This is a genomic window from Micromonospora sp. DT227, assembly GCF_049841835.1.
In the GTDB taxonomy this organism is placed as follows: domain Bacteria; phylum Actinomycetota; class Actinomycetes; order Mycobacteriales; family Micromonosporaceae; genus Micromonospora.
The window spans coordinates 248,231-270,153 of record NZ_JBNCLA010000007.1 but is presented as its reverse complement, the minus strand read 5'-3'; the positions used below and the strand labels follow the sequence as shown (position 1 = coordinate 270,153).

General features: G+C 74.0%; 27 protein-coding genes and 2 pseudogenes. 11 read left to right on the top strand and 18 right to left on the bottom strand.

All coding sequences use genetic code 11. From position 1 onward, the window contains the following. Positions 1 to 40 precede the first annotated feature (40 nt). The 3 genes and pseudogenes from ACLQ2W_RS24205 to ACLQ2W_RS24195 all read left to right on the top strand — a co-directional run. Positions 41 to 610, top strand: a complete 570-nt coding sequence (locus ACLQ2W_RS24205; protein WP_425788864.1) for a hypothetical protein — start codon at positions 41 to 43, stop codon at positions 608 to 610. 38 nt (positions 611 to 648) lie between these two features. Next, a pseudogene (locus tag ACLQ2W_RS24200) lies at positions 649 to 1,242 on the top strand (AAA family ATPase); the annotation flags it as partial. Positions 1,243 to 1,452: 210 nt separating this feature from the next. Further along, a pseudogene (locus ACLQ2W_RS24195) lies at positions 1,453 to 3,012 on the top strand (AAA family ATPase); the annotation flags it as partial. A gap of 2 nt (positions 3,013 to 3,014) precedes the next feature. Here ACLQ2W_RS24195 and ACLQ2W_RS24190 read toward each other — a convergent pair. Next, positions 3,015 to 3,308: a hypothetical protein gene (locus tag ACLQ2W_RS24190; protein ID WP_425788862.1), complete on the bottom strand. Its 294-nt coding sequence runs from the start codon at positions 3,306 to 3,308 to the stop codon at positions 3,015 to 3,017. Between the two features lie 88 nt (positions 3,309 to 3,396). On the opposite strand from ACLQ2W_RS24190, the gene ACLQ2W_RS24185 reads away from it, so the two are divergent. Next, on the top strand, positions 3,397 to 3,588 hold the full coding sequence (locus ACLQ2W_RS24185) for a hypothetical protein (protein WP_405091435.1): 192 nt from the start codon (positions 3,397 to 3,399) through the stop codon (positions 3,586 to 3,588). Positions 3,589 to 3,828: 240 nt separating this feature from the next. On the opposite strand, the gene ACLQ2W_RS24180 is transcribed toward ACLQ2W_RS24185, so the two are convergent. The 12 genes from ACLQ2W_RS24180 to ACLQ2W_RS24125 form a co-directional block, all read right to left on the bottom strand. After that, the gene (locus ACLQ2W_RS24180; protein ID WP_396857121.1) at positions 3,829 to 4,182 is read right to left on the bottom strand and encodes a gas vesicle protein K; all 354 of its coding nucleotides are present in this window, start codon (positions 4,180 to 4,182) and stop codon (positions 3,829 to 3,831) included. A gap of 31 nt (positions 4,183 to 4,213) precedes the next feature. After that, entirely contained in the window at positions 4,214 to 4,453 is a 240-nt protein-coding gene (locus tag ACLQ2W_RS24175; protein ID WP_425788860.1) for a gas vesicle protein, read from the bottom strand. Continuing rightward, complete coding sequence (locus ACLQ2W_RS24170; RefSeq protein WP_425788858.1) at positions 4,444 to 5,229, bottom strand: GvpL/GvpF family gas vesicle protein; 786 nt, start codon at positions 5,227 to 5,229, stop codon at positions 4,444 to 4,446. Before ACLQ2W_RS24170 ends, ACLQ2W_RS24175 begins: the two co-directional genes overlap by 10 nt. Beyond that, positions 5,222 to 5,581, bottom strand: coding sequence for a gas vesicle protein GvpJ (gene gvpJ / locus ACLQ2W_RS24165; protein WP_425788856.1), 360 nt, complete (start codon positions 5,579 to 5,581; stop codon positions 5,222 to 5,224). Before gvpJ (ACLQ2W_RS24165) ends, ACLQ2W_RS24170 begins: the two co-directional genes overlap by 8 nt. 1 nt (position 5,582) lies before the next feature. Beyond that, the gene (locus ACLQ2W_RS24160) at positions 5,583 to 5,900 is read right to left on the bottom strand and encodes a gas vesicle protein (RefSeq protein WP_425788854.1); all 318 of its coding nucleotides are present in this window, start codon (positions 5,898 to 5,900) and stop codon (positions 5,583 to 5,585) included. Then, entirely contained in the window at positions 5,897 to 6,235 is a 339-nt protein-coding gene (locus ACLQ2W_RS24155; RefSeq protein ID WP_425788852.1) for a gas vesicle protein GvpG, read from the bottom strand. The genes ACLQ2W_RS24160 and ACLQ2W_RS24155 overlap by 4 nt, the downstream gene beginning before the upstream one ends. Positions 6,236 to 6,238: 3 nt before the next feature. After that, positions 6,239 to 6,994, bottom strand: a complete 756-nt coding sequence (locus tag ACLQ2W_RS24150) for a GvpL/GvpF family gas vesicle protein (protein ID WP_425788850.1) — start codon at positions 6,992 to 6,994, stop codon at positions 6,239 to 6,241. Position 6,995: 1 nt separating this feature from the next. Continuing rightward, positions 6,996 to 7,409, bottom strand: coding sequence for a gas vesicle protein GvpJ (gene gvpJ / locus ACLQ2W_RS24145; RefSeq protein ID WP_425788848.1), 414 nt, complete (start codon positions 7,407 to 7,409; stop codon positions 6,996 to 6,998). Further along, positions 7,406 to 8,545 carry an SRPBCC family protein gene (locus ACLQ2W_RS24140; RefSeq protein ID WP_425788846.1) on the bottom strand — a complete coding sequence of 380 codons (1,140 nt, stop codon included), beginning with the start codon at positions 8,543 to 8,545 and terminating at the stop codon, positions 7,406 to 7,408. Before ACLQ2W_RS24140 ends, gvpJ (ACLQ2W_RS24145) begins: the two co-directional genes overlap by 4 nt. Before the next feature lie 2 nt (positions 8,546 to 8,547). After that, positions 8,548 to 8,997 carry a hypothetical protein gene (locus ACLQ2W_RS24135; protein ID WP_425788844.1) on the bottom strand — a complete coding sequence of 150 codons (450 nt, stop codon included), beginning with the start codon at positions 8,995 to 8,997 and terminating at the stop codon, positions 8,548 to 8,550. A gap of 257 nt (positions 8,998 to 9,254) precedes the next feature. After that, entirely contained in the window at positions 9,255 to 9,764 is a 510-nt protein-coding gene (locus ACLQ2W_RS24130) for a GNAT family N-acetyltransferase (RefSeq protein ID WP_107161370.1), read from the bottom strand. 149 nt (positions 9,765 to 9,913) lie between these two features. Then, positions 9,914 to 10,816, bottom strand: coding sequence for a hypothetical protein (locus ACLQ2W_RS24125; RefSeq protein WP_425788842.1), 903 nt, complete (start codon positions 10,814 to 10,816; stop codon positions 9,914 to 9,916). 143 nt (positions 10,817 to 10,959) lie between these two features. Between ACLQ2W_RS24125 and ACLQ2W_RS24120 the strand changes: the two genes are divergently transcribed. Continuing rightward, positions 10,960 to 11,172, top strand: a complete 213-nt coding sequence (locus ACLQ2W_RS24120) for a hypothetical protein (RefSeq protein ID WP_405091446.1) — start codon at positions 10,960 to 10,962, stop codon at positions 11,170 to 11,172. 6 nt (positions 11,173 to 11,178) lie between these two features. Here ACLQ2W_RS24120 and ACLQ2W_RS24115 read toward each other — a convergent pair whose 3' ends face one another. The 4 genes from ACLQ2W_RS24115 to ACLQ2W_RS24100 form a co-directional block, all read right to left on the bottom strand. After that, entirely contained in the window at positions 11,179 to 11,613 is a 435-nt protein-coding gene (locus ACLQ2W_RS24115) for a DUF3263 domain-containing protein (protein WP_425788840.1), read from the bottom strand. 137 nt (positions 11,614 to 11,750) lie between these two features. Further along, positions 11,751 to 12,764 carry an ABC transporter permease subunit gene (locus ACLQ2W_RS24110; RefSeq protein ID WP_425788838.1) on the bottom strand — a complete coding sequence of 338 codons (1,014 nt, stop codon included), beginning with the start codon at positions 12,762 to 12,764 and terminating at the stop codon, positions 11,751 to 11,753. Next, complete coding sequence (locus ACLQ2W_RS24105; RefSeq protein ID WP_425788836.1) at positions 12,761 to 13,759, bottom strand: ATP-binding cassette domain-containing protein; 999 nt, start codon at positions 13,757 to 13,759, stop codon at positions 12,761 to 12,763. Before ACLQ2W_RS24105 ends, ACLQ2W_RS24110 begins: the two co-directional genes overlap by 4 nt. A 94-nt stretch (positions 13,760 to 13,853) precedes the next feature. Further along, positions 13,854 to 14,639 (bottom strand): DeoR/GlpR family DNA-binding transcription regulator, encoded by a 786-nt coding sequence (locus tag ACLQ2W_RS24100; protein WP_107161380.1) that lies wholly within the window; start codon positions 14,637 to 14,639, stop codon positions 13,854 to 13,856. Between the two features lie 199 nt (positions 14,640 to 14,838). Here ACLQ2W_RS24100 and ACLQ2W_RS24095 point away from each other — a divergent pair, with 199 nt between their 5' ends. The 5 genes from ACLQ2W_RS24095 (at position 14,839) to ACLQ2W_RS24075 (ending at position 19,796) form a co-directional block, all read left to right on the top strand. Further along, positions 14,839 to 15,768, top strand: a complete 930-nt coding sequence (locus tag ACLQ2W_RS24095; RefSeq protein WP_425788833.1) for an SIS domain-containing protein — start codon at positions 14,839 to 14,841, stop codon at positions 15,766 to 15,768. After that, a complete protein-coding gene (locus tag ACLQ2W_RS24090) occupies positions 15,765 to 16,697 on the top strand; it encodes an ROK family protein (RefSeq protein ID WP_425788831.1) in 933 nt (310 codons plus the stop codon). Before ACLQ2W_RS24095 ends, ACLQ2W_RS24090 begins: the two co-directional genes overlap by 4 nt. Further along, positions 16,694 to 17,803, top strand: a complete 1,110-nt coding sequence (gene nagA / locus ACLQ2W_RS24085) for an N-acetylglucosamine-6-phosphate deacetylase (protein ID WP_425788829.1) — start codon at positions 16,694 to 16,696, stop codon at positions 17,801 to 17,803. The genes ACLQ2W_RS24090 and nagA overlap by 4 nt, the downstream gene beginning before the upstream one ends. A gap of 98 nt (positions 17,804 to 17,901) precedes the next feature. Further along, positions 17,902 to 18,555 (top strand): hypothetical protein, encoded by a 654-nt coding sequence (locus tag ACLQ2W_RS24080; protein WP_425788827.1) that lies wholly within the window; start codon positions 17,902 to 17,904, stop codon positions 18,553 to 18,555. Further along, the gene (locus tag ACLQ2W_RS24075) at positions 18,552 to 19,796 is read left to right on the top strand and encodes a DUF6357 family protein (protein ID WP_425788825.1); all 1,245 of its coding nucleotides are present in this window, start codon (positions 18,552 to 18,554) and stop codon (positions 19,794 to 19,796) included. Before ACLQ2W_RS24080 ends, ACLQ2W_RS24075 begins: the two co-directional genes overlap by 4 nt. Here ACLQ2W_RS24075 and ACLQ2W_RS24070 read toward each other — a convergent pair whose 3' ends face one another. Continuing rightward, entirely contained in the window at positions 19,797 to 21,065 is a 1,269-nt protein-coding gene (locus tag ACLQ2W_RS24070; RefSeq protein ID WP_374709163.1) for a DUF4032 domain-containing protein, read from the bottom strand. It lies immediately after the preceding gene. A 100-nt stretch (positions 21,066 to 21,165) separates the two neighbouring features. Between ACLQ2W_RS24070 and ACLQ2W_RS24065 the strand changes: the two genes are divergently transcribed. Continuing rightward, complete coding sequence (locus ACLQ2W_RS24065; protein ID WP_425789033.1) at positions 21,166 to 21,903, top strand: phosphatase PAP2 family protein; 738 nt, start codon at positions 21,166 to 21,168, stop codon at positions 21,901 to 21,903. Positions 21,904 to 21,923: the final 20 nt, after the last annotated feature.

Genomic DNA, 21,923 nt, shown 5'->3' with positions numbered 1-21,923 from the left:
CCAGCCGGTTCGGCCCGTGCGCTGCTAAGGGGTGGACGCGATGAGGGGTGATCTGGACGAGACACTGGCCCGGCTGGCGCGACGCGAGGAGGCGCAGCGCCGACGCGTGCCGCTGCCCGGCGAGCCGGTCGAGCACGCCGACACGGGCACGCCCGCCGAGCCCGCCGACGCGGACAGGCCCGCCAAGCACGCCGACACGGGCAGGCCCGCCAAGCACGCCGAGCCGGGCGCACCCGCCCGGGTCGAGCCGCTGGAGGACCGGGCGGGGCACGGCGCGTACCGGCTGCGGGGCGGCCACGCGTCGCCGCGGCGGGACCCGGTGGAGGAGGTCGCCGAGGCGGTCCGGCGGGTGGTCGCCGCGCATCGCGGGCTCGCCGTGACGCTGCGGGTGGAGCTGGGCGATCAGGCGTACCCGATGCGGGTCTCCTGGGCCGGGCCGGAGGTGACGGTGGGCCCGGCGTCCACACCGGCGCCACCGCCGACCTGGCCCATGTCGGTGAAGACGGTGGCCGCCCCGGGCCACGACCCGCGCGCGACCGATCCGGCGGCCCGGCTCGCCGAGCTGATCCGCCGCGACCCCTCGCTCCTGGACCGCCCGGGCCCGCACTGACCCCGGCGGGCCGTGGTGCCGGCGGCTACTGTCGGCGGGTGGCGGAACCCGACCTGACCCTGACCGCGAGCCTGCGGCCGGCCGCGCTGGACGCCCGTCGTGGCGTCGTGCGCCTCCACCCCGAGGTGCTGACCGCGTTGGCGCTGCGGCCCGGCGACCCGGTGCGGCTGACCGGCCGCCGGGTGACCGCCGGCATCGCCGCCGCCGCCGACCCGGGCACCAGCAGCGCCCTGCTGTACGCCGACGACCTGCTGCTGGGCAACCTCGGCCTGCGGGCCGGCGGCCAGGTCACGGTGAGTCCGCTGCCCTGCGCACGGGCGAGCCGGGTCACGCTGGCCGGCCCGGTCGCGGTGACGGCCGCGGTCCCACCGGAGATGCTGCGGCTCGCGTTGCTGGGCAAGATGGTCACCGCCGGCGACGACGTCTCGCTGCTGCCCCAGGACGTGCTCCCGGACGCCGCCGTGCGCGGCCTGGTCGAGGCGGCACGGCACAGCCTCGCCAGCTCCGTCGGGTACGCCTGGACGAGCACGCTGCTCAACGTGGTGGCGGCCGAGCCGGCCACCGGCGCGCTGGTCACCATGGACACGGTGGTGGCCTGGGAACACGGCCCGGCCACCCACGGCCCCGCCGCGTCCGGCTTCACCGGCCCGACCGGCTCCACCGTTCCGGCCGGTCCGACCGGCTCCGGCGACCCGGCCGGTCCGCGCGTCCGGCCCGGTTCCGGCGGCTCGACCGGCTCCGGCGGCTCGACCGGTGCGGGTGGCTCGACCGGTGCGGGTGGCTTCACCGGCTCGGCCGGCTCGACGGCTCCGGGAGCTGACGGCCTGCTCGGGCCCGAGGACGCGCCCGACGTGGACGAGCTGCCCGGCCTGCGCGCCCAGGCCGAGGAGCTGACCGAGCTGCTGGACCTGGGCTTCCACCACCGCGAGGTGCTGGGCCGGCTGGGCACCACGGTCGCGCTCGGCGTGCTCGTCGAAGGCCCGGCCGGCTCGGGCAAGTCGTCGCTGGTCCGCGCCGTCGCCGCCCGGGTCGGCGCGCGGGTCCGCCCGGTCTGGGCCCCGGAACTGGCCGCGCTGTCGAACGACGCGGCGGCCCGCCGGCTGCGGGAGGCCGCCGAGGCGGTACGCGCGGGCGGGTCGGCCGTGCTGCTGGTCACCGACGTGGAGGCGCTCGCCCCGGCCGAGGATCCGGGCCCGCTGGCCACCGTGTTCCGCCAGGTGGTCGCCGAGACGGTACGCGCCGGGGCGGCGGTGGTCTGCACCACCGGACGCCCCGAGGCGGTGGACCCGGCGTTGCGCGGACCGGATCTGCTGGCGCTGCGGATCAGTGTGCCGCTGCCCGATCCGGCGCTGCGCCGGGAGCAGTTGACGGTGCTCACCCGGCAGGTGCCGCTGGCCGGTGACGTCCGGCTGGACGAGGTGGCGGCGCGTACCCCCGGTTTCGTCGCCGCGGACCTGGCCGCGCTGGTGCGGGAGGCCGGGGTGCGGGCGGCGCTGCGGCAGAAGACGGCCGAGACGCCGACCGTGGCGATGGCCGACTTCCTCGCCGCGCGGGAGGTGGTCCGGGCGACCACGATGGCCGCGTCCACGCTGGAGCTGGCCTCGGTGACGCTCGACGACGTCGGCGGCCTGCACGAGGTCAAGCAGACGTTGACCGAGTCGGTGCTCTGGCCGCTCACCTATCCGGACACCTTCGCCCGACTGGGCGTGACGCCGCCGCGCGGGGTGCTGCTCTACGGCCCGCCCGGCTGCGGCAAGACCTACCTGATCACCGCGCTGGCCGGCTCCGGGCGGGCGAACGTGCTGTCGGTGAAGGGCGCGGAGCTGCTCTCCAAGTGGGTCGGTGAGAGCGAACGCGCGGTCCGTGAGCTGTTCCGCCGGGCCCGCGAGGCGGCGCCCACGCTGGTCTTCCTGGACGAGGTGGACGCGCTGGCGCCGATCCGCGGCCAGGCCACCGACGGCGGTACGACCGATCGGGTGGTGGCCGCGTTGCTCACCGAACTGGACGGGGTGGAGGCGCTGCGCAACGTGGTGGTGGTCGGCGCGACGAACCGGCCGGAGCTGGTCGACCCGGCACTGCTGCGTCCGGGCCGGCTGGAGCGCCTGGTCTACGTGCCGCCGCCGGACGGGTCGGCCCGCGCGGAGATCCTCCGGGCCACCGCCCGGGACGTCCCGCTCGCGCCGGACGTGGACCTCGACGCGCTCGGCGCGGAGCTGGCCGGCTTCTCCGCCGCCGACTGCGCCGCGCTGGTCCGGGAGGCGGCCCTGGCCGCGATGCGCGAGTCCCTGACCGCCAGCACCGTGACGGCGTCACACGTGGAGTCGGCCCGCACCCGCGTCCGGCCTTCGCTGGACCCCGTCCAACTGGCCCACCTGGAGTCCTACGCCCAGACCCGCCACTGACCTCACCGCTCACGACTGGTCCACCCGAGGAAGCGGTCGAAGAGGTCCTTCGGGCTCGGCACTCCGTCGGGGTTGAGTTTCAGCAGGTCGGCGGTGGCGTCGAAGAGGCAGCCGGCCAGGTGGACCGACAGCGTGACCCGGTCACGCCGGAAGTCCATCAGCAGCAACAGGCGGGCCGGCGGGCACGGCCAAGGGGCCGCGCACACCCGGCAGAGCCAGAGCGGTCGGATCGGCACGTGCGGCCGCACGGCCCGGCGACTGCGATCGGGTACGGAGGAAGCACGCTGCGCGGTCATCCCCCGATCGTGCTCGCGTTGTTATCGATCGTCAACCCCGATCGCTGTTAACGATAGTCAGACAATCGGCGATACCTACCGTCAAGACGTGGTGGAGTTCGTGGGGATCGCTGAGATCCGAGACATGCTCGGTGGCGTCTCGCGTGCCCGCGCGTCGGTGATCGCCTCTCGGCGCGACTTTCCCGCCCCGTACCAGGTGCTCAAGATGGGCCAGATCTGGCGTAAGACAGACGTCGAGAAGTGGGTCAAGGAGCACCGCCCGGACCTGTCGTCCGACTGACCGCGGTCCGAGATCTTGGTAGAAATCGGCCCCCATAGGGGCCCTTTCGCACCAAGATCTCCCCTGCTCCCATCATGCAAGACGGCTCGCCCACCTCGTGCAGGCAGCCGCCCCGCGACCGGCCAGGGCACGCGCGCGTGGAACACCACTCGATCATGAAGTTAGCGGCGATGTGGATCCTCGTGGACACCGTCAACTTCATGATCGACGCGAGCGGGGCGGAGTGGGGGCGGGGAGGGGTCAGTCGGTGGGGAGGAGCGGGCCCAGGGGGCCCAGGTCCAGGTTGAGGTCCTCGGGGGACAGGCCGAAGTACGCGCGGAGCTGGGTCATCTGCTCCTCCAGCGCCATCAGGGTGGTGCCGATCCGCTCGATCTGCTCGTCGGTGAGGTCGCCGAGGTCGACCCGGCGCAGCGCCTGCCGTTCCATGAGCTGACGGAGCAGTTCGACGACGGTGAGCACCAGGCTGGCCAGGCCGCGCTCGACCGAGTCCTGGTCGACGGCGAGCCGGCGGTCCAGCGGCTGGACCCGGGGCGCCCGCCACTGCGGCTCGCCGAGCGCCGCCGCCAGCTCGGCCGCCTCGTCCCGGCCGGTCACGACGCCCCACCGCCGTCACCGCGACGGCTGGTCACGACGCCTCCACCGGTGTCGCCGACGCCAGCGGGTCGGTCGGCGGGGCGAGCGCGCCGACGGATGCGATCAGCGCGCGCAACGAGATCCGGACCAGGTCGACGTCGGCGACGGCCAGCGTGATGTCGCCGCTGACCACCACGCCGGCGGCGAGCACCCGGTCGAGCAGGTCGACCAGGGCCACCGTCCGGTAGCCGGGGTCGTCGGCCGCGCTGGGCGCGAGCGTGGTCACGCCCATGCCGGCGCCGCCTCCGGTTCCGCCACGAAGGAGTACGGCGGCCACGGGCCGGTCAGCTCCAGGCGTACCGCGGGGTGCTCGTCGGCCAACCGGCGGGCGGACGCGGCGAAGTCGGGCCACCGGTCCCGGTCGATCAGGTACGCGCCGTTGAGCACCATCGCGGTGGCCGCGCCGGAGAGCCGCCGGTCCTGCGGGGCGTGCCGATGCGCGGCCACCGCCAACCCGGCCAGCGCGGCGTGCACGGCGGCGGCCGCGTCGGCGGCGGCCTGCTGCCCCAGCTCCCGCGCGTCGAGCTGGGCCCGGCGCCGGCGCAGGTACGCCGCCCCGGCGCCGCCACCACCGGCGGACTCCTCGGCGCTCGGCAGGGCGCCGGGTACCACGTACCCCTTGACGCCCCACTCGGTGCGGTCGGCGAGCCGGGCCAGCGTGCCGGCCAGTTCGTCGCGCCGCTCGGCCAGCACGCCGGTCACCCGGGCGTCGTCGCGGTGCACGGTGGCGAGCCGCGCCGGCACCACCGCCCCGGCGCGGGCCAGCGCGTCCACCACCGCGTGGTGCGCCCGGGCGGCCCGTTCCAGCCAGGCCAGGTCCTCCAGGTTGCGGCGCAGCGCGGTCTCGCCGTACTCGTGCAGTGGCACGTCACTGACCACGGCGGCCAGGCCGGCCCCGGGCACCGCGCGCACCGGCGTCCCGGCGATGCCCGGCAGGTCGGTCGGGCCGGTGCCGCCCGCGACCACGCCGTGCAGCCAGACCGCGGTCCCGGCGTCCGGCTCACTCATCACGGTCCCTCCTCACGGCCCGGGCGGCGACGCGCGGCCGGCGGGACGCCTCGACCTCCTCCGGGTCGCGCGGACCCGGCTCGACCGGCGGGCGGGCCCGGGAGCTGAGCCACGGATCGTGCTCCCACCAGTCGATGCCGATCTGCCGGGCGGTGTCCACCGAGGCGATGACCAGCCGCAGTTTCAACGTCAGCAGCTCGATGTCGAGCAGGCTGACCCGGATGTCACCGGCGATGACGATGCCCCGGTCGAGAACCCGCTCCAGGATGTCGCCGAGGTTCGCCGGCTCGTGGCCGGCCGGCAGCACCTGGCCGGAGTTCTGCACCACCGAGGGCTCCCGTGCCGTGCTCATGTCAGCCCCCGTCGCCCTTGCCGCGCTGGTAGCGGCGCGTCCGCCGGTAGCCGAGCAGGCTGCCGGTCATGTCCAGCTCGACCTCGTAGAGCCCGAGCAGATCGGTCGACGCCGGGATGCGATGGTCCTCGACCACCTCCACCCCGACCAGCCAGCCGTAGTCGGCGGGCTGGATCGAGGTGATCCCGAGCGCGTCCTTCCCGGTCAGCGCCACCACCTGACGCAGCCCTTCGCGGGCGGCATCGGCGGTGTCGAGCACGTCCTCGTCGTCCTCGTCGAGGTACCGCTCCCGGTCGTCCCGGGCCCGCGCCGACGTCATCGTGGTCCCCCTCGTGGCCGGCGCGACCCACCGCCGCGATCGGTGGCCGGCCGCCGCTCGGGCCCGGGCCGCCGTGGCGGGCCGCCGCGCCGCGAGGGGGTACGGCCGGCGGCCGGCCCGGTCAGCCGCTCCAGCACCTGCTGCTGCCCCCGGTCCCGTTCCTCGGGAGTGATCTCACCGGCGGCGGCGGCCCGGTCCAGCTCCTCCAGCTCCCGCCGGACGGTGACCGGGCTGTGCTGCTGCGACTCCGCCTCCCGGGCAACCACCTTGACGATCGCGGTGAGCCCGCGCACCGGCGCGTACGGGAGCGTGAGAAGCGTCCACAGGATGTCCACGGTTCACTCCGCCAGTTGGTGCGCGCTCACGAAGTCGTACGGCGCCAGCGGGCCGATCAGGCGCATCCGGATCAGCTCCCGGCGCTGCTCGGCGAAGTCCTCCACGGCCCGGATGAACTCGTCCTCGTGGTCACCGGCGACCAGGAAGGCGACGCGTACGGCGTCCATCTCGTGGCTCGGCGGCCGGACCGCGTCCGCCTCCGCGTACCGGCCCACCGCGTCGAGCAGGTCGCGGTTCTGGGACTCCCGGTTCAGCTCGACCGCCTGGCTGATGATCTCGCCGAGCCGGATCCGCTGCTCCCGGCTCTGCGCCTCCGGCCGGCCGCGCACCTGGTCGGCGAGCGCGGCGGCGTCCGGGTTGCCGGTCAGCATCCCGCCGATGAACTCCGGCTCGTCGAAGCGGCCGTGCACGGTGTACTGCACCCGGTCCTCGAACTCGTCGAGCGCCGCGGCGAACCGGTCGTGGTGCGCGTCGAGCAGGTCCGCGACCGCGTCCTCGCCGGTCACCACCGTGCCGAACCGCACCGGCAGCACCGGCGCGACCTCCGCCGTGCCGTCCAGCAGCCGCTCGTACGCGGTCAGGTCGGCCGGCCGGCCCAGCGGCTCGTCCAGCCCCACCGCGCTGACCAGCGCGGCCAGTTCGCCGTGCCGGACCGCGCTCACCTCGCCGGGCGGGGAGCCGACCCCCTCGGCGTCGGGGGTCGGCTCCACGTCGGACGGCACGATGCCGTAGATGAACAGCCCGTTGTCCTGGCTCATCTCAGTTCTCCCCGTCCCGCCGACGCGGCCGGCCCTGCCCGACCTCGCGGTCGCGCGGCGCGTCCACCACCGCGCCGCCGACCCCGCCGACCGCCTGACTGACGTCGCCGGCCGCCCGGCCGACCGCGCCGGCGACGCCGTCGATCAGGTCGGGCAGCGTCTGCTGGTCCTTCGGCACGATGTTCATCCGGTCGACCGTGTCGGCGAACCGCAGGTACGTCTCGATGCTGGAGATCGCCACCCGGGCGTTGATCTCCAGGAGCTGGATCCCGACCACGGCGATCGACACCTGGGCGTCGATCACCACGCCCTTGTCCAGCACGGTCTCGACCACGTCGGCGAGCGCGCCCCCCGCGCCGCCGCCTGCGGTGCGTTCCAGCGCGCTGCCCGGCTGGTCAACCGTCGCCACGCTCATTCGCCACGCTCCTCACGGCGACGCCGGACAACCGGCCGGCGGGGTGCCTCGGGAGCACGCCGGGCCCGTTCCTCGCGCGGTTCCCGCTCCTCGCGCTGCGGGCGGCGGGCCCGCTCCGGCTGACGGCGGCGCGGCGGCGGCTGCTCCTCCACCGGCTCCTCGTCGTACTCCTCGTCGTCGAAGTCGTCGCCGGCGTCGTAGTCGTCGTACTCCTCCTCCTCGACCGGGCGGCGGCGCTGCGGCGGACGGCGGCGGCCACGCTCGGCGGGCTCCTCGTCACGGCCCGGCTCCGGCTGCGCGCCGCCCTCCTGCTCCTCGCGGAGCGCGGTCTCGTGATCCTTGACCACCTGGGAGTCCTGGATCTCGCCGCGCCAGCCCTCGACGGAGTCCGGGTCGAGCACGGTCTCGGTCATCACGTGCCGGACGAAGTGCTTCAGCTCCAGCCGGACCCGGCGGCCCTGCGCCCGCCACAGGTTGCCGGTGTGCTCGAAGAGGCCCTGCGGGTGGTACTCCAGCACCACCAGGATGCGGGTCAGTTCCGGGGCGACCTCGTGGAAGCTGACCGTGCCGTCGACCGAGCCCTTCTCGCCCTTGGACCGCCAGTGGATGAGCCGGTCCGGGATCTGCCGGACGATCGTCGACTCCCAGGTGCGGTGCGACCAGAGGACCTGTGCCTTCCAGGTCATCTTCTCGTCTTCGTCGTTGTCGGCCTGCTCGACCTTCTTCATGAAGCTCGGGAAGTCGCCGAAGGTGGTCCACTGGTTGTACGCGACCCGGACCGGCACGCCGACCTCGATGGTCTCGACGATGTTGGTGACCTTGAGCTTCTTGCCGCCGCCCTTGCCACCCTTGCCGCCGCCGAACGCCGACATCAGCTTCTCCTTACCGCCGGCCAGGCCGGCATGGAACATGGCCTTCAGCGGGGAGTGGCCGTCGGCGAGCTTCTGCGCGCCGGTGGCCGCGGCGACCAGGCCGGGGCCGCCGCCCTGCTTCGCGTACTCGCTGAGTCGTCCGGTGGCGCCGGTGACCCGTTCGGTCACCACCTGCACGGCGCGCTCGCCGATCGCGGAGGCGAGGTTGCGCAGCTCGCCGCCGATCTGGTCGCGGGCCCGGTCGTTGAGTCCGGTGGGGGGCATGGTCACCGCCCCCGTCGCCGGCGCACGGGGGCCGGTTGCTCGTCGTAGTCGGCCTCGTCGTCGGCCCCGGGCTGCTCGTCCAGCTCCGGCTCCTCGTCGGGCGCCGACCGCCGACCGTCAGCGGGCTGCTCGCCGGACCCGGCGGAACGACGGCGCAACGAGTCGGCGCTGCCACGCAGCCGGCCGCTGACCGCGTCGATGCCGCTGCCGGCGGCGGCGGTCGCGGCGGCCCGGCCGGCGGTGACCAGCGGCGCGCCGAGCCGGGAGAGGTTGGCCAGTTGCGGGTTCGACCCGAGCAGGCCGGTGGCCATCTGCTTGAGGCCGCCGGGATTCTGGCTGGCCCGGCCGGCGGCCACGGCGGCGGCCAGGGTGAGGGCCGTCCGCAGCTTCCTGCGCCGGCCGAGGACATATCCGAAACCGACCGCCAGGGCGATCCGAGCTCCGCTCTTCATCAGTTCTCCTTCGCTCCCCGGCGGAAGGGACACCTCATGCGTGGAGCAGGCCCGGAAAAAGCCGCCGAGGATCAGCGAAAAGGGGGCCTGCGGCCGGTGTCCCGCATCAGCGGACCCGGCGGGCAGTACCCGCCATGCCATTCACAAAACATTTCTTCGGCGAACTGGAAGCGCTGCTCAGGATGGCCGAAACCCCGCATTGAAGCGCGAAGGAGCAGGGAGTACGCGCGAAGGTTGTCGCGCGGCAAGCAACGGCCTCAGTGGGTCGGGAGGGCCGAATCCAGACACATCCGGGCGAGCAGCTTTCCACCTTCTTCGTGCAATTCCGCGCCGCATTTACGAAGGACGGAAATGGCCCCGGCATTGTCCGGCGTCGTATCGGCGACGACCGTGCGCATGCCGGCCGCCGCGGCGGCGTGCAGCAGTTCCCGCAGCGCGGCGGCACCGAGCCCGCGCCCGCGCGCCGACCGGCCCAGCCACATCCCGGTCTCCACCGTTCCCGGCTCGTCCCGACGGGTCATCCGCACCATGCCGACCACCTCGCCGCCGGACACGATCGCGTACATCAGCGTGCGGGTCGGGCCGTCCAGGCCGCCGAAGCTGGCGCGGTGGAACTCGCGGAACGCGTCCCGACGGGCCAGCGACCAGCCGGCCGGGGCGTCCACCGGAGGCATGACGTCCTCCGGTTCCGCCTCCGCCGCCGCTACGGAGAGCAACGGTTCCAGGTTCCGCTCGTCCACCGGCTCCAGCCGTACCGCACCCGTCACCAGCCGGAGTCTGCCGGCCGTTCCGGCGCACGTCCACCCCTTTGCCGACTCATTGCCGGTACGGCGGAGCGGGTCGACCGGTCGTACCCCCGGGGTGTTCCGCCTCACGCTCCGTTGTCATCCGACCGGTTCTTCCGGCGTGAGCGTGCTCACCTCAGGGGCGCGAACTCACAGAGCGCCACCGTGGCGTCGTCGGTCCGCTTCCGGCGGCGCAACCGGTCCGGGTGGTCCCGCTCGGCCGCCCGGACCCGGTCGACCAGCCCTTCCGGCCCCTCCACGGTCACCACCTCCAGGAGTCCGGCCCAGTCGAAGAGGCCGAACTGCTCGACCGCGCACGACGCGCCGTCAGTGAGCAGCACGGCCCGCCGCAACGCGTTCGGCCCGCGCAGCGGCACCGTCCCGGTCACCGCGTGGTACGCCGCGTCCGGGTCGCCGGCCGCCGCCCAGTAGCCGTGACTGCGGTTCATCCGGGTGCGCTGCACCGTCACCGCGCGCCGGAACCGGGTCGCCGGGTCGACCCCGCCGTCGGGCAGCGCGGCGGCGGTCCGACGCAGGTCCGCCAGCGCGTCCGCCAGCCGGTCGTCGGAGACCACGTCGACGCCGACGCCGGTGTCGAGCACCAGCGGACTGTCGCAGAGCACCAGGTAGTCGACCTGGTCACCACCGCAGCGCAGCAGGCAGACGGTGGACGACGGGGTGCCGGGATGGTCGAGGTCGCAGGTGTCGCCATGATCCGCCCGCACCGCCAGGATCGCCGCCGCCAGGCTGCTCATCAGCGTGGCCGCGGGGCGGGCCGCGACCGCCAGGCCGATCCGGGCGGCCAGGTGCCGGACGTACCACGCCGGGCCGTGCACGCAACCGGTGTCGAAGCCGTCCGGCACGGTGGCCCCGTCGAGGACGCCGACGAGCGGACCGAACCGGAAGACCACGTCCTCGTTCTCGAGCCGCCCCGGGGCCGGATCGGACGCGGAACGCACCCGCATCATCGGCGCCTCACCGACCGGCCGGGCCGTCCCGCTGCCGGTCGCGTACCGGCGGTCCGGTGCTCCCATCGCCCCACTCCCTCCGTCGCCGCCCGCCGCCTTACCCGGCCGCCGCACGACCATGCGACGCATCCCGGCAACTCTCCGTCACCAGAGCGGGACTGGCGGTAGCGTCGGGAGTGACCGATCGGACCGGGGACAGGGGGATCGCCATGTTGGAGCGGTTGCACGAGTCGGGAATCCGGGCGGAACACGCCTACATCGCCGGATTCGTCAGCATCGGACTCTCATTCACGAGCTGGTTCCTGTCCAAGAGCCTGGAACGCGCCGGCGTGGACCGGGCGGACCGCTGGGGCATCTTCATCGGCGAGTGGGCGCCGACGTTCTTCGCCATCGGCAACGGGCTGCGCTCGTACGAGAAGTGAGGCCGGTCAACGCCGCCGGTTGCGGGCCCGCGACGAGCGGAGCCTGCGCAGCCGGCCGATCAGCACCGGCTCGGCCGCCAGCGCGGCGGGATGATCCAGCAGCCCGTTGAGGAGCTGGTAGTAGCGGGTCGCGGAGAGACCGAACGTGTCCCGGATGGCCTGCTCCTTGGCGCCGGCGTGCTTCCACCACCGCGACTCGAAGGCGAGGATCCGCAGCTCCCGCTCGGTGAGCCCCACGCTCTCCACCGAGGGCGCGGGCTCGGGCTCCACCGACGGCGCGGGCCCGGTCGGCGGCAGGGACTCGGTCGGCGGTACCGACTCGGCGGGGGGCGCGGTGCGGGGCGGGGGGACGGCGGCACCGGGCGCCGCCCGCGTACCCCCGACGGGTGGTGGTGGGTCGGACCGCCCGGCGGCGGTCCGGTCCGTGGCGTCGGCGGACATGGTGCTCCTCTCCGACGGCGACTGACCGGCGCGAAGACGCGCCGGCCGGGGAGACCCCAGCGTAGCCAGGGCCGTCCCCGGCCGCATCGTCCCGCGCGGTCCGCGCCGCCGGCGTCCGGCCGGCGGCGCGGAGAACGTCAGGCGACGTCCCGCCGACGCATCGTCCAGAACGCGGCGACCAGGGCCGCCACCACGCCGATGCCGAACACCACCGCCGACTGCTGCCAGGTGACCACGTACTTCGCCGGCTCGCAGGCGCCCCGGGCGAACTCGCAGGTGTCGTAGTCGAACAGCTCCGCCTGCTTCATGAACCACGACTGGGCGTACGTGGAGAGCACGTAGCGGTCGCCGAACGGCACCGACAACACGCCGACCGCGATCCGGATGCCGACCTCGCTGACCGCGAACAGCGCCACCGCCGCGCCCAACGCCATCGCGGTGTGCCGGCCGAGCGAGGCGAGCGCGAACGCGACCGCGCCGACGACCAGGATCAGCGCCACGGCGCGCAGCCCGTCCAGCCCGATCGAGCGCCACACCCCGGCGGTCATCTTCGCGGTGGTGCCCCGTTGGGTGCCGATCAGCCAGAACACGGCCGTCCACAACGCGCCGAGCACGACGCTGAGCCCGAGCACGGTGGTGAGCAGCGCGGCCAGCTTGGTGCCCAGCACGGCGAGCCGTTTCGGCCGCCAGAGCAGCAGGTTCATCATCCCGCCGGTGTTCCACTCGGCGCCCACGAAGGAGGCGCCGACGATGAACGCGAAGAGCGCCACCGCGAAGGCGAACACGGCGATGAACGTGGGGAACTCGGCCCGGAAGTCGAACTGGTACGGCAGGTTCCACTTCGGGTCGAACATCTCCGGCTGCGGCTGGAAGTCCTTGCCGCAGTTCGGGCCGTAGCGCTCCTCGGTCTGCTCGCCACGGGCCTGGGCGGCCTCGCACTCGGTGACGCTGCGCTTCCACTCCTCCACCGACTTGCGGTACTGCGCGTCGGAGTCGGCCTGCGCGGCGGCCACCACCTCGGGCGAGAGCTTGTGGCTGGAGAAGCTGAACGCGGTGGCCACGGTGGCGAGCCCGACCACCAGCAGGACGAGCAGCAGGCGGGTGACCCGGCGCTTGGTGAGCCGCCGCAGCTCGGTGACGAACAGGCTCATGCGCCCCAACCTCCTGCGGTGCCGGTCTGGTCGACCTTGGCGGACTGATCGACCTGACGGTTCTGGCCGGGGACCGGCGCGGTGGCGGTCAGTTCGAGGAAGACGCTCTCCAGGTCGACCGCGACCGGGGTGAGCTCGCTGACGTACAGGTCCTGCTCGGCGAGGAGCCGGCTGACCGCGGCCGGCTTGTCCACGCCGGACAGCATCAGGTGGTCGGCCTCGGCGGCGACGCGGATCCCGGACCGGGTCAGCGTCTCCTCGGCCCGGGGCAGGTCGGCGACCGCCTCCAGGCGTACCCGCACGGCGCCCTGGGAGTGCGCGGCGAGCACCTGCTCGACCGGCCCGAAGGCGACCCGCCGGCCGAGCGAGATGATGGTGACCGAGTCGCAGATGAGCTGGATCTCGCCGAGGATGTGGCTGGAGAGCACCACGGTCATGCCGGATTCGGCCAGCTCCCGCATGAGCCGGCGCATCTCCCGGATGCCGCCCGGGTCCAGACCGTTGGCCGGCTCGTCCAGGATGAGCAGCTTCGGGTCCTTGAGCAGCGCGGACGCCACGGCGAGCCGCTGCTTCATGCCGAGCGAGTAGGTCTTCACCCGCTCGCCGGCCCGGTCGCGCAGGCCGACCAGCTCCAGCACCTCGTCGACCCGCCGCTTCGGCAGCTCGCCGGCCTGGGCGAGCAGGCTCAGCGTGTCCCGCGCGGAGAAGTGCGGGAAGAACTGCGGGCTCTCCACGATGGCGCCGACCTGGCCGGCGACCGCCGGCAGCGACCGCGGCAGCTCCTGGCCGAGGATGGCCATCCGGCCGCCGTTGGGCCGGATCAACCCGAGCAGCGTACGCAGCGTGGTGGTCTTGCCGGAACCGTTCGGGCCGAGGAAGCCGTGCACCTGGCCGGCCTCGACCCGCATGTCGAAGCCGTCGAGCGCGTGGCGGACCCCGCGTTTCCGGCTCCGGTACGTCTTACGGAGACCCTCGATCTCCAGGACAGCCGACACAGCTGACCTCCCCCGATGTAGGTGACAGCGACACCATACGCGGTATGCACCGGAAGGCAATACCCGGTATGCATGGGTGGTCGGCGTGTCACTCTCAGGCGCAGACGACGTGCACGCCGGCGTCGCGGAACGCCTGCACCACGTCCGGGGCCGCGCCGGAGTCGGTCACCAGCGTCTCCACCCGGTCCACCGGGCAGATCCGGGCGAACGCGTGCCCGCCCAGCTTCGACGAGTCGGCGATCACCACGACCCGCTTGGCCCGGGCCACCATCAGGCTGTTCATGGCCGCCTCGCCCTCGTGGTGTGCGGCGGCGCCGAGCTGCGGGTCGATCGCGTCCACGCCGAGCAGCGCGACGTCGAGCGTGACCTCGCGCAGCAGCGCCCCGCCCAGCGGGCCGACCAGCTCGAACGACTTCGGCCGGACCACGCCGCCGGCCACCACCACCTTCATCCGCGAGCGCACCAGCAGCTCGTTGGCGATGTTCAGCGCGTTGGTGACCACGGTGAGCTGGGCGCCCTCGGCGCTGGTGTTCAGATCCGGGCGGACGGCCAGCGCGCGGGCCACCTCGGTGCTGGTGGTGCCGCCGTTCAGGCCGACCACCGTGCCCGGGGAGACCAGCGCGGCGGCGGCGGCCCCGATCCGCTGCTTCTCCGCCGAGTGCTTGGCGGTCTTGTAGCGCAGCGGCAGGTCGTACGAGACGCCGTTGGCGACCGCGCCACCCCGGGTCCGGGTGATCATTTGCTGCTGGGCGAGCTGGTCGAAGTCCCGCCGGATGGTGGCCTGGGAGACCGCCAGCCGCTCGGCCGCCTCCTCGACGCTGACCCGGCCGCTGTCGGTCAACATCTCGAGCAGTGCGTTCCAACGCGCGTAGCGGTCCACCGCGGGGCCCTCCCCTGACTGTGCACGTACGGTGATTGGTTGCGTGCACAGTAGTGCGCGAAACTACGTCTGCGCAAAACCCTGGCCTGCGCGAATGAGGAGACGGTTGCCACGCCCGCCCCACTTCGCGCAGAATGACGCGCGAAAGAAGGCCCTATCGCGCCGTATTGCGCAAGGTCTCCCCCGGCGAGGAGTTGTCATGCCGTACGTGCACGCGGAGATCGCGAGCCAACCCGACTGCTGGCGCGAGGCGGCCCGGCTCGCGCCGACAGTCGCCGACCACCTGCCGCGCTCCGGCGAGCGGGTCGCCGTGGTCGGCTGCGGCACGTCGTGGTTCATGGCCGCGGCGTACGCGGGCCTGCGCGAGCAGGCCGGCCAGGGCGAGACCGACGCGTTCCAGGCCAGCGAGTTCCCCACCGGCCGGCGCTACGACCGGCTCATCGCGATCACCCGCTCCGGCACCACCACCGAGGTGCTCGACCTGCTCGCCGCGCTGCGCGGGCGGATCCCCACCACGGTCCTGGTGGGCGACCCGGACTCACCGGCCGTGTCGCTCGCCGACGCCACCGTCGCGCTGCCCTTCGCCGACGAACGTTCGGTGGTGCAGACCCGCTTCGCCACCACCGCGCTCGCGCTGCTCCGCGCCCACCTCGGCGAGGACCTCGGCCGGCTGGCCGCCGACGCCGAGGTGGCCGTCCGGGCGCCGCTGCCGATCGACCCGGCCCGCATCGAACAGGTCACGTTCCTCGGTCGCGGCTGGACGGTCGGGCTGGCCCAGGAGGCCGCGCTGAAGTGCCGCGAGGCGGCCACGTTCTGGGCCGAGGCGTACCCGGCCATGGACTACCGCCACGGCCCCATCTCGATCGGCGCCCCGGGCCGGCTGGTCTGGGCGTTCGGCGACATCCCGGACGGGCTGGCCGAGGACGTGGCGGCCACCGGCGCGGCGTTCGTGCACAGCCGTACGCACGGCTGCCGCACGGTGCTGACGAGCTGGGCGGCCGGCCGCAACCCGGTCGACCCGATGGCCGACCTGATCCTGGCCCAACGGTTCGCCGTGGCGCTGGCCACCAGCCGCGGCCTCGACCCGGACGCGCCCCGCCACCTCACCCGCTCCGTCGTTCTCGCGTGAGGGCGCGCGACGAGGTCGTCGTCGCGCTGGACGTGGGCGGCACCGGGATGAAGTGCGCCCTGGTCCGGCCGGACGGCGCGACCGTGCACACCGAACGGCACGCCACCGCCGCGCAGCGCGGGCCGGACGCCGTGGTCGGCACCATCCTCGACGTGGCCGAAGGACTGGCCGACAAGGCCCGCGCCGACGGGCTCACGCCGGTGGCCTGCGGCATCGCCGTGCCGGGGGTGGTCGACGAGGCCCGTGGCGTGGCGGTCTGGTCGGCGAACGTGGGCTTCCGGGACGTACCGCTGCGGGACCTGGCGGCCACGCGCCTGCGCCTGCCCGCGGCGCTCGGCCACGACGTGCGGGTGGGCGGCCTGGCCGAGGCCCGAGTCGGCGCCGGCCGGGACGCCGGCCACGTGCTCTTCGTGGCGATCGGCACCGGCATCGCCGCCGCGCACGTGGTCGACGGGTCGGCCGCCGTCGGCGCGCACGGCGCCGCCGGGGAGATCGGCCACATCCTGGTACGCCCCGACGGCCCGCGCTGCGGCTGCGGTCGCGTCGGCTGCCTGGAGGCGGTGGCCTCGGCCTCGGCGATCGGCCGCCGCTACACCGAGTTGGCCGGCGCGCCGGCGACCGCCGCCGAGGTGGTCGACCGGGCGGCGTCCGGTGACCCGCTCGCCGGCACGGTCTGGCGGGAGGCGGTCGAGGCGCTCGCCGACGGCCTCGCCACCGGGCAGGCGTTGTACGACGTGGCGACCGTGGTGATCGGTGGTGGACTGGCCCAGGCCGGTCCCCGGCTGTTCGATCCGCTGCGCGACGCGCTGCGCGAGCGGTTGACGTTCCACCGCGAGCCGCGCCTGGTCGCGGCCGCGCTCGGCGACGAGGCCGGTTGCCTCGGCGCCGCCCTGCTGGCCCTGGACACCCTGGCGAAGGAGAGTCGATGACCCGGCGTGTGACCGGCAAGGTGGTGACCCCGACCGGTGTCATCCGGCAGGGCTGCGTGGAGGTCCGGGACGACCGGATCACCGCGGTCGCCGACTACCCCTCGGTACGCGACGGGCACTGGATCGTGCCCGGCTTCGTGGACATGCACACCCACGGCGGCGGCGGGCACACGTTCACCACCGGCGACCCGGAGTCGGCCCGGCAGGCCGCCGCGTTCCACCTCGACCACGGCACGACCACGCTGCTGGCCAGCCTGGTCAGCTCCCCGTTCGCGCTGATGCGCGACGCCACCGCCGCGTTCCGGCCGCTGGTCGAGGCGGGCGTGCTCGCCGGCCTGCACTTCGAGGGCCCCTACCTGTCGGCGGACCGCTGCGGCGCGCAGAACCCGGAGTTCCTCCGCGACCCGTCCACCGCCGAGCTGACCGAGCTGATCGAGCTGGGCGGCGGCACGGTGCGGATGGTCACGATCGCGCCGGAGCGGGACGGTGCCACCGAGGCGATCGAGCTGCTGGTGGCGAACGGCGTGGTGGCGGCCGTCGGGCACACGGACGCCACCTGGGCGCAGACCCGCGCGGCGGTGGCCGCCGGCGCGAGTGTCGGCACCCACCTGTTCAACGGGATGCGCCCGGTGCACCACCGTGAGCCCGGCCCGGTGGTGGCGCTGCTGGAGGCCCCGAACGTGGTCTGCGAGCTGGTCGCCGACGGCGTGCACCTGCACGACGGCATGCTCGGCTTCGCCAGCTCGGTGGCCGGCCCGGACCGGGCCGCCCTGATCACCGACGCGATGGCCGCCGCCGGCATGCCCGACGGCGAGTACGAGTTGGGCGGCCAGGCGGTCACCGTCACCGGCGGTGAGGCCCGGCTCAGCCGGGACGGTGCCATCGCCGGCAGCACGCTCACCATGGACGCCGCGCTGCGGCACGCGGTGGGCGCGGGCGTCACGCTGCCCGACGCGGTCCGGATGGCGGCCACCACCCCGGCCCGCGCGCTCGGGCTGGGCGACCGGGTGGGCGCGCTCCGGGCCGGGCTGCGCGCCGACCTGGTGGTGCTGGACGACGACCTGAACGTGGTGCGGGTGATGCGCGCCGGCGAGTGGGTGCGGTAGGCGGCCGGTCGCCCGGCGGGCCGGCATGCGCCGCACGCCTATGCTCGGGCTCTGTTCCGCCACGCCGGTGGAGCTGTCCCGAGTGAGCGAGGACGCACATGGCCCGCCCGTACCATCCCGGACCGAAGCAGTTCGTCTTCTCTGCCGGCGACGGCGACGACCAACCCGTCTCGGTGGGTGACCCGCAGGAGGCGTACGAGGCGTTCTCCGTGTTCTTCCGGGGTCGGGAGTCGGACACCTACACGATCAGGGACGAAGCGGCGGGGCAGCGGCTGGTGCTCATGCCCCGTCGGGGGGCGATCTCCCGGTTCGCGGACGCGGACCCGCCCCGGTCGGAGCATCTCCTGGTGGACCGGGGCAACCGCTACCTGCCGGGCGCGATGCTGTTCTTCGAGAACGGATACGCCGGCCTCGACTACTTCGGGCAGTGGCTCCCCGACCTCGCCGACCTCGACGCGTCACCGGAGACCCGCGGCGCCGCCCGCGCCGCCATGTTCACCACGGAGGCGGCGGCGATCGGCGAGGTCGGCCGGATCTGGGCGGATTCCGGCATCGTCGACCCGACCGGCAGGTACCACGTCTTCTTCGAGTCGCAGGACGTCGACGACGACCGGGCCGAGCGGGCCGAGCTGCTCCAGTTGATCGCGTTCCTCGGTCTCGAACGCGTCGACGCCCCGGCCGGGGCCCGCGGGGGCGAGGTCTGGGTGCGTACCGAGCCGCGCCTGGACGCCGAATGTGCCCGGTGGGCGTGAACGAATCCAGGCGAGACGTCGTCTTCGCGCGTGGCGGCTGGATCCCGAGCGTGGTCCGCGAGGACGGCGGGCTGAAGCTCATGCTCGGCGCCGGGGCCGACGCCAACCACGAGCCCCGCACGTTCACGTTCCCGATCTCCGAGGCCCATCTCGCGGTGATCCGGGACGACCTGGCCCGGCACCTGCTGCTGTGGAGCGCGGTCCTTCCGTTGTGCGACGCCGCCGGGACCCGGGGCCGGCTCGACGAGGACGCCGCCGTCGCGCTGCTGGACCCGGTCCTGCTCGACCCGCCCGGGGACGTCGACGCGCTGTTCCGGCGCATCTCATGGGAACGGAGCCGGCTCGTCGCCCATGGCGCCGACCTGGGTCTCCTGGAGCGCGGTCGGGTCTGCGAGGCGATGCGCGCGGCGACGGAGGCGCCGAACGAGAAGCGCGCCCAGGAGCATCACGCGAACCGGCGTCGCGCCGAACGCGGAGTGGTCCTCGGGCCGCTCGACGCGGGGGTCCTGACGTTCACCGGCCAGTATCTGCACGGCGCGACGATTCCCCGGCGGCTGCCCGAGGCCGTCGACCCGGCGCTGCTGCCGCAGGTCATGCACGTGATCGCGACCGCCGAGCAGGCGTGCGCGGGGATGCGGATCGGCCTGGACCCGCGGCGGGGGAACCGGGGCACGGACAAGCGCGACTGGGATGCGATGGCGGCGACGGTCGAGGCCGCGGTGCGCCGAGCACATCCCGGGCTCGCCGATGACGCGGTGCGTACGGTCAGCTTCCTGATGTGTTCGGAGGCTGCGGCCCGGTCGCGGAACGCGCCGGTGGAGGACGACGACGCCGCGCCCGACGCGGGCGCGGGAAAGACGGTCCTGTCGTTCACCGACGACAAGGGTGGCGAGAAGACGTGGCGACGGGACGGTACGCGTACCGCCTCCGCCGAGTTCTGGCAGTTCGTCGCCGACCGCTCCGCCGGGGACAACGACGTGTTCACCATCGAGGACGAGGAGCTGGGCGAGGGGATCCAGTTGCACTTCTACGCGGACTCCATCGCCCGGATCACCACCGTGCGGCCCGGGGAGGGCGGCTCGGATCCGCAGTACCGGGTCGAGTACCGCCTGGTCGACGGCATCGGCGGGTACCGGGAGCTGGTGAGCGCCTTCGTCCGTGGCGGTTACGCCGCACTCGACCGGCACGGCCCGTGGGTGTCGGACGTCGCCGAGTTCGAGCGCTCGCGTCGTCGACGGTAGTCACACCGTCGGGGTGGGAACCTCGACGCCCAGCACGGCCTGCTCGTCCGGGCGGTGCACCAGCACGTCGGCCAGGTAGGAGTGGACGGCCCGGCGCATGCCGACGTCCCGGCCGGCCTGTTCGGAGAGCAGCCACTTGTGCTCGATGATCTGGGCGAACAGCTCCTGCGGCTCCAGCTTGCGCCGCAGGTGCGCCGGCACCGCCCGGACCACCGGCTCGAAGACCTCGGTGAGCCAGCGGTGCGCCGCCTGCTGTTCGTCGGTCAGATCGCTCTCCACCCGGTAGGCGTCCAGGTCGTTGAGGAGCTTGCGGGCCTGGTTCTCCTCGGCGTCCAGGCCGGTGAGCCGCAGCAGCCGGCGGGTGTGGTAGCCGGCGTCGACCACCTTGGGCCGCACCAGGTAGCGCCCGTTGTCGACGGTCGACAGCGCCACCTCGGCCACGTCGAAGCCCAGCTCGTTGAGGCGGCGGATGCGGCCCTCGATGTCGTGCCGGGCGGCGCGCTCGACCTGCTGCTCGTAGGTGATCTCGTGCCAGAGCCGCTCGTAGCGCCGGACGACCTCCTCGCAGACCACCTCCGGGTCGATCGACTCGTGCAGCAGGCCGGCGGCCTGGAGGTCGAGCGCCTCACCGAAGATGTTGACCCGGGCGATCTCCAGGTCCTCGCCGCGCTGGCCGTTGGAGAGCGACGGGTGCAGCGCCCCGGTCTCGGCGTCGACCAGGTAGGCGGCGAACGCGCCCGCGTCCCGGCGGAACAGCGTGTTCGACAGCGAGCAGTCGCCCCAGAAGAACCCGGTCAGGTGCATCCGCACGATCAGCGCGGCGAGCGCGTCGAGCAGCCGGTTCATCGTCTCCGGGCGCAGCGTGTTGGAGAACAGCGCGCGGTAGGGCAGCGAGAACTGGAGGTGCCGGGTGATCAGCACCGGGTCGAGCGGCTCGCCGTCGTCGGTCTGCCGGTCGGCCACGATCGCGATCGCCTCGACCGACGGGAAGTCGATCCGCTCCAGCGCCCGCAGCAGGTCGTACTCGCGTTCGGCGACCCGCTCGCCGGTCTCCTTCACCGCGTAGACGAAGCCGCCGAGCCGGACGAACCGCACGATGTGCCGGGAGATGCCCTGCGGCAGCGCCACCAGGTGCTCGGCAGGCCACTGCTCCAGCGGGGTCGACCAGGGGAGGTCGAGCAGCGCCGGGTCGACGAGGGCCGAGGTGATCCGCACGGCAACCAGTGTGACCGCTGACCCGGCGGAGCGCTTCCCTTCGTGGTTCGGCACACAACCGCCTCGTGGTCCGGCACACAACCGCCGATGCCCGGCCGCCGTCGCCGGCCGGTAGCGTGGTCGCGTGCGCCAGACCTCAGGGGTACGCCGCGACCTGCGGCTGCGGCCCGTCCGACCGGCCGGTTGGTGGTGCGACGGGCTGCTGCTCGCCGCGCTGGTGGCGCTGACCGTGGCGCTCGCCGCCGGGCACCTGTTCGGGCTCGACCGGGCGGTCGCCGACTGGTCGGCCGCGCACCGGCCGACCGCTGCCCGGTGGGTGGCGATGGCGTTCAACCTGCTCGGCCAGGGCACCCCGCTGACGCTGCTGGCGGCCGGGCTGGGCGTGCTGCTGGCGTGGCGGGTGCGCTCGGTGCGGGCGGTGCTGCCGCCGGTGACCGCGTTCGTGCTGACGTTCTTCACCATCGGCCCGCTGAAGGTGTGGACGGCCCGCCCGGCGCCGAGCGCCAGCGTCAAGGAGCCGTTCCTGCCGCCCGAGCAGACGCTGCCGCTGTTCCAGCACGAGTTGCCGGTGCGCTTCGCCCAGTCGTACCCGTCGGGGCACGTGGCGAACGCGATCGTCTGGTACGGCGTACTCGCCCTGCTGTTGGTGCCGCTGCTGCGCACGGTGGGCCGCACCGTGCCGGCCGGGCTGGTCACCGTGGTCCGGGTGGTGCCCCCGACGGTGGTCTTCTGCACCACCGTCTACCTGGGCTGGCACTGGCTCACCGACTCGGTCGCCGGGCTGCTGCTCGGGCTGCTGCTGGACCGGCTGCTGCGCCGGGTGCCCTGGAACGGCCTGCCGCTGCCGGCGCGGCTCGGTGGCTGGGCCCGGCCGGTCGACCAGCTCGACTGAAAATCCGCCTCTTGTCCCGG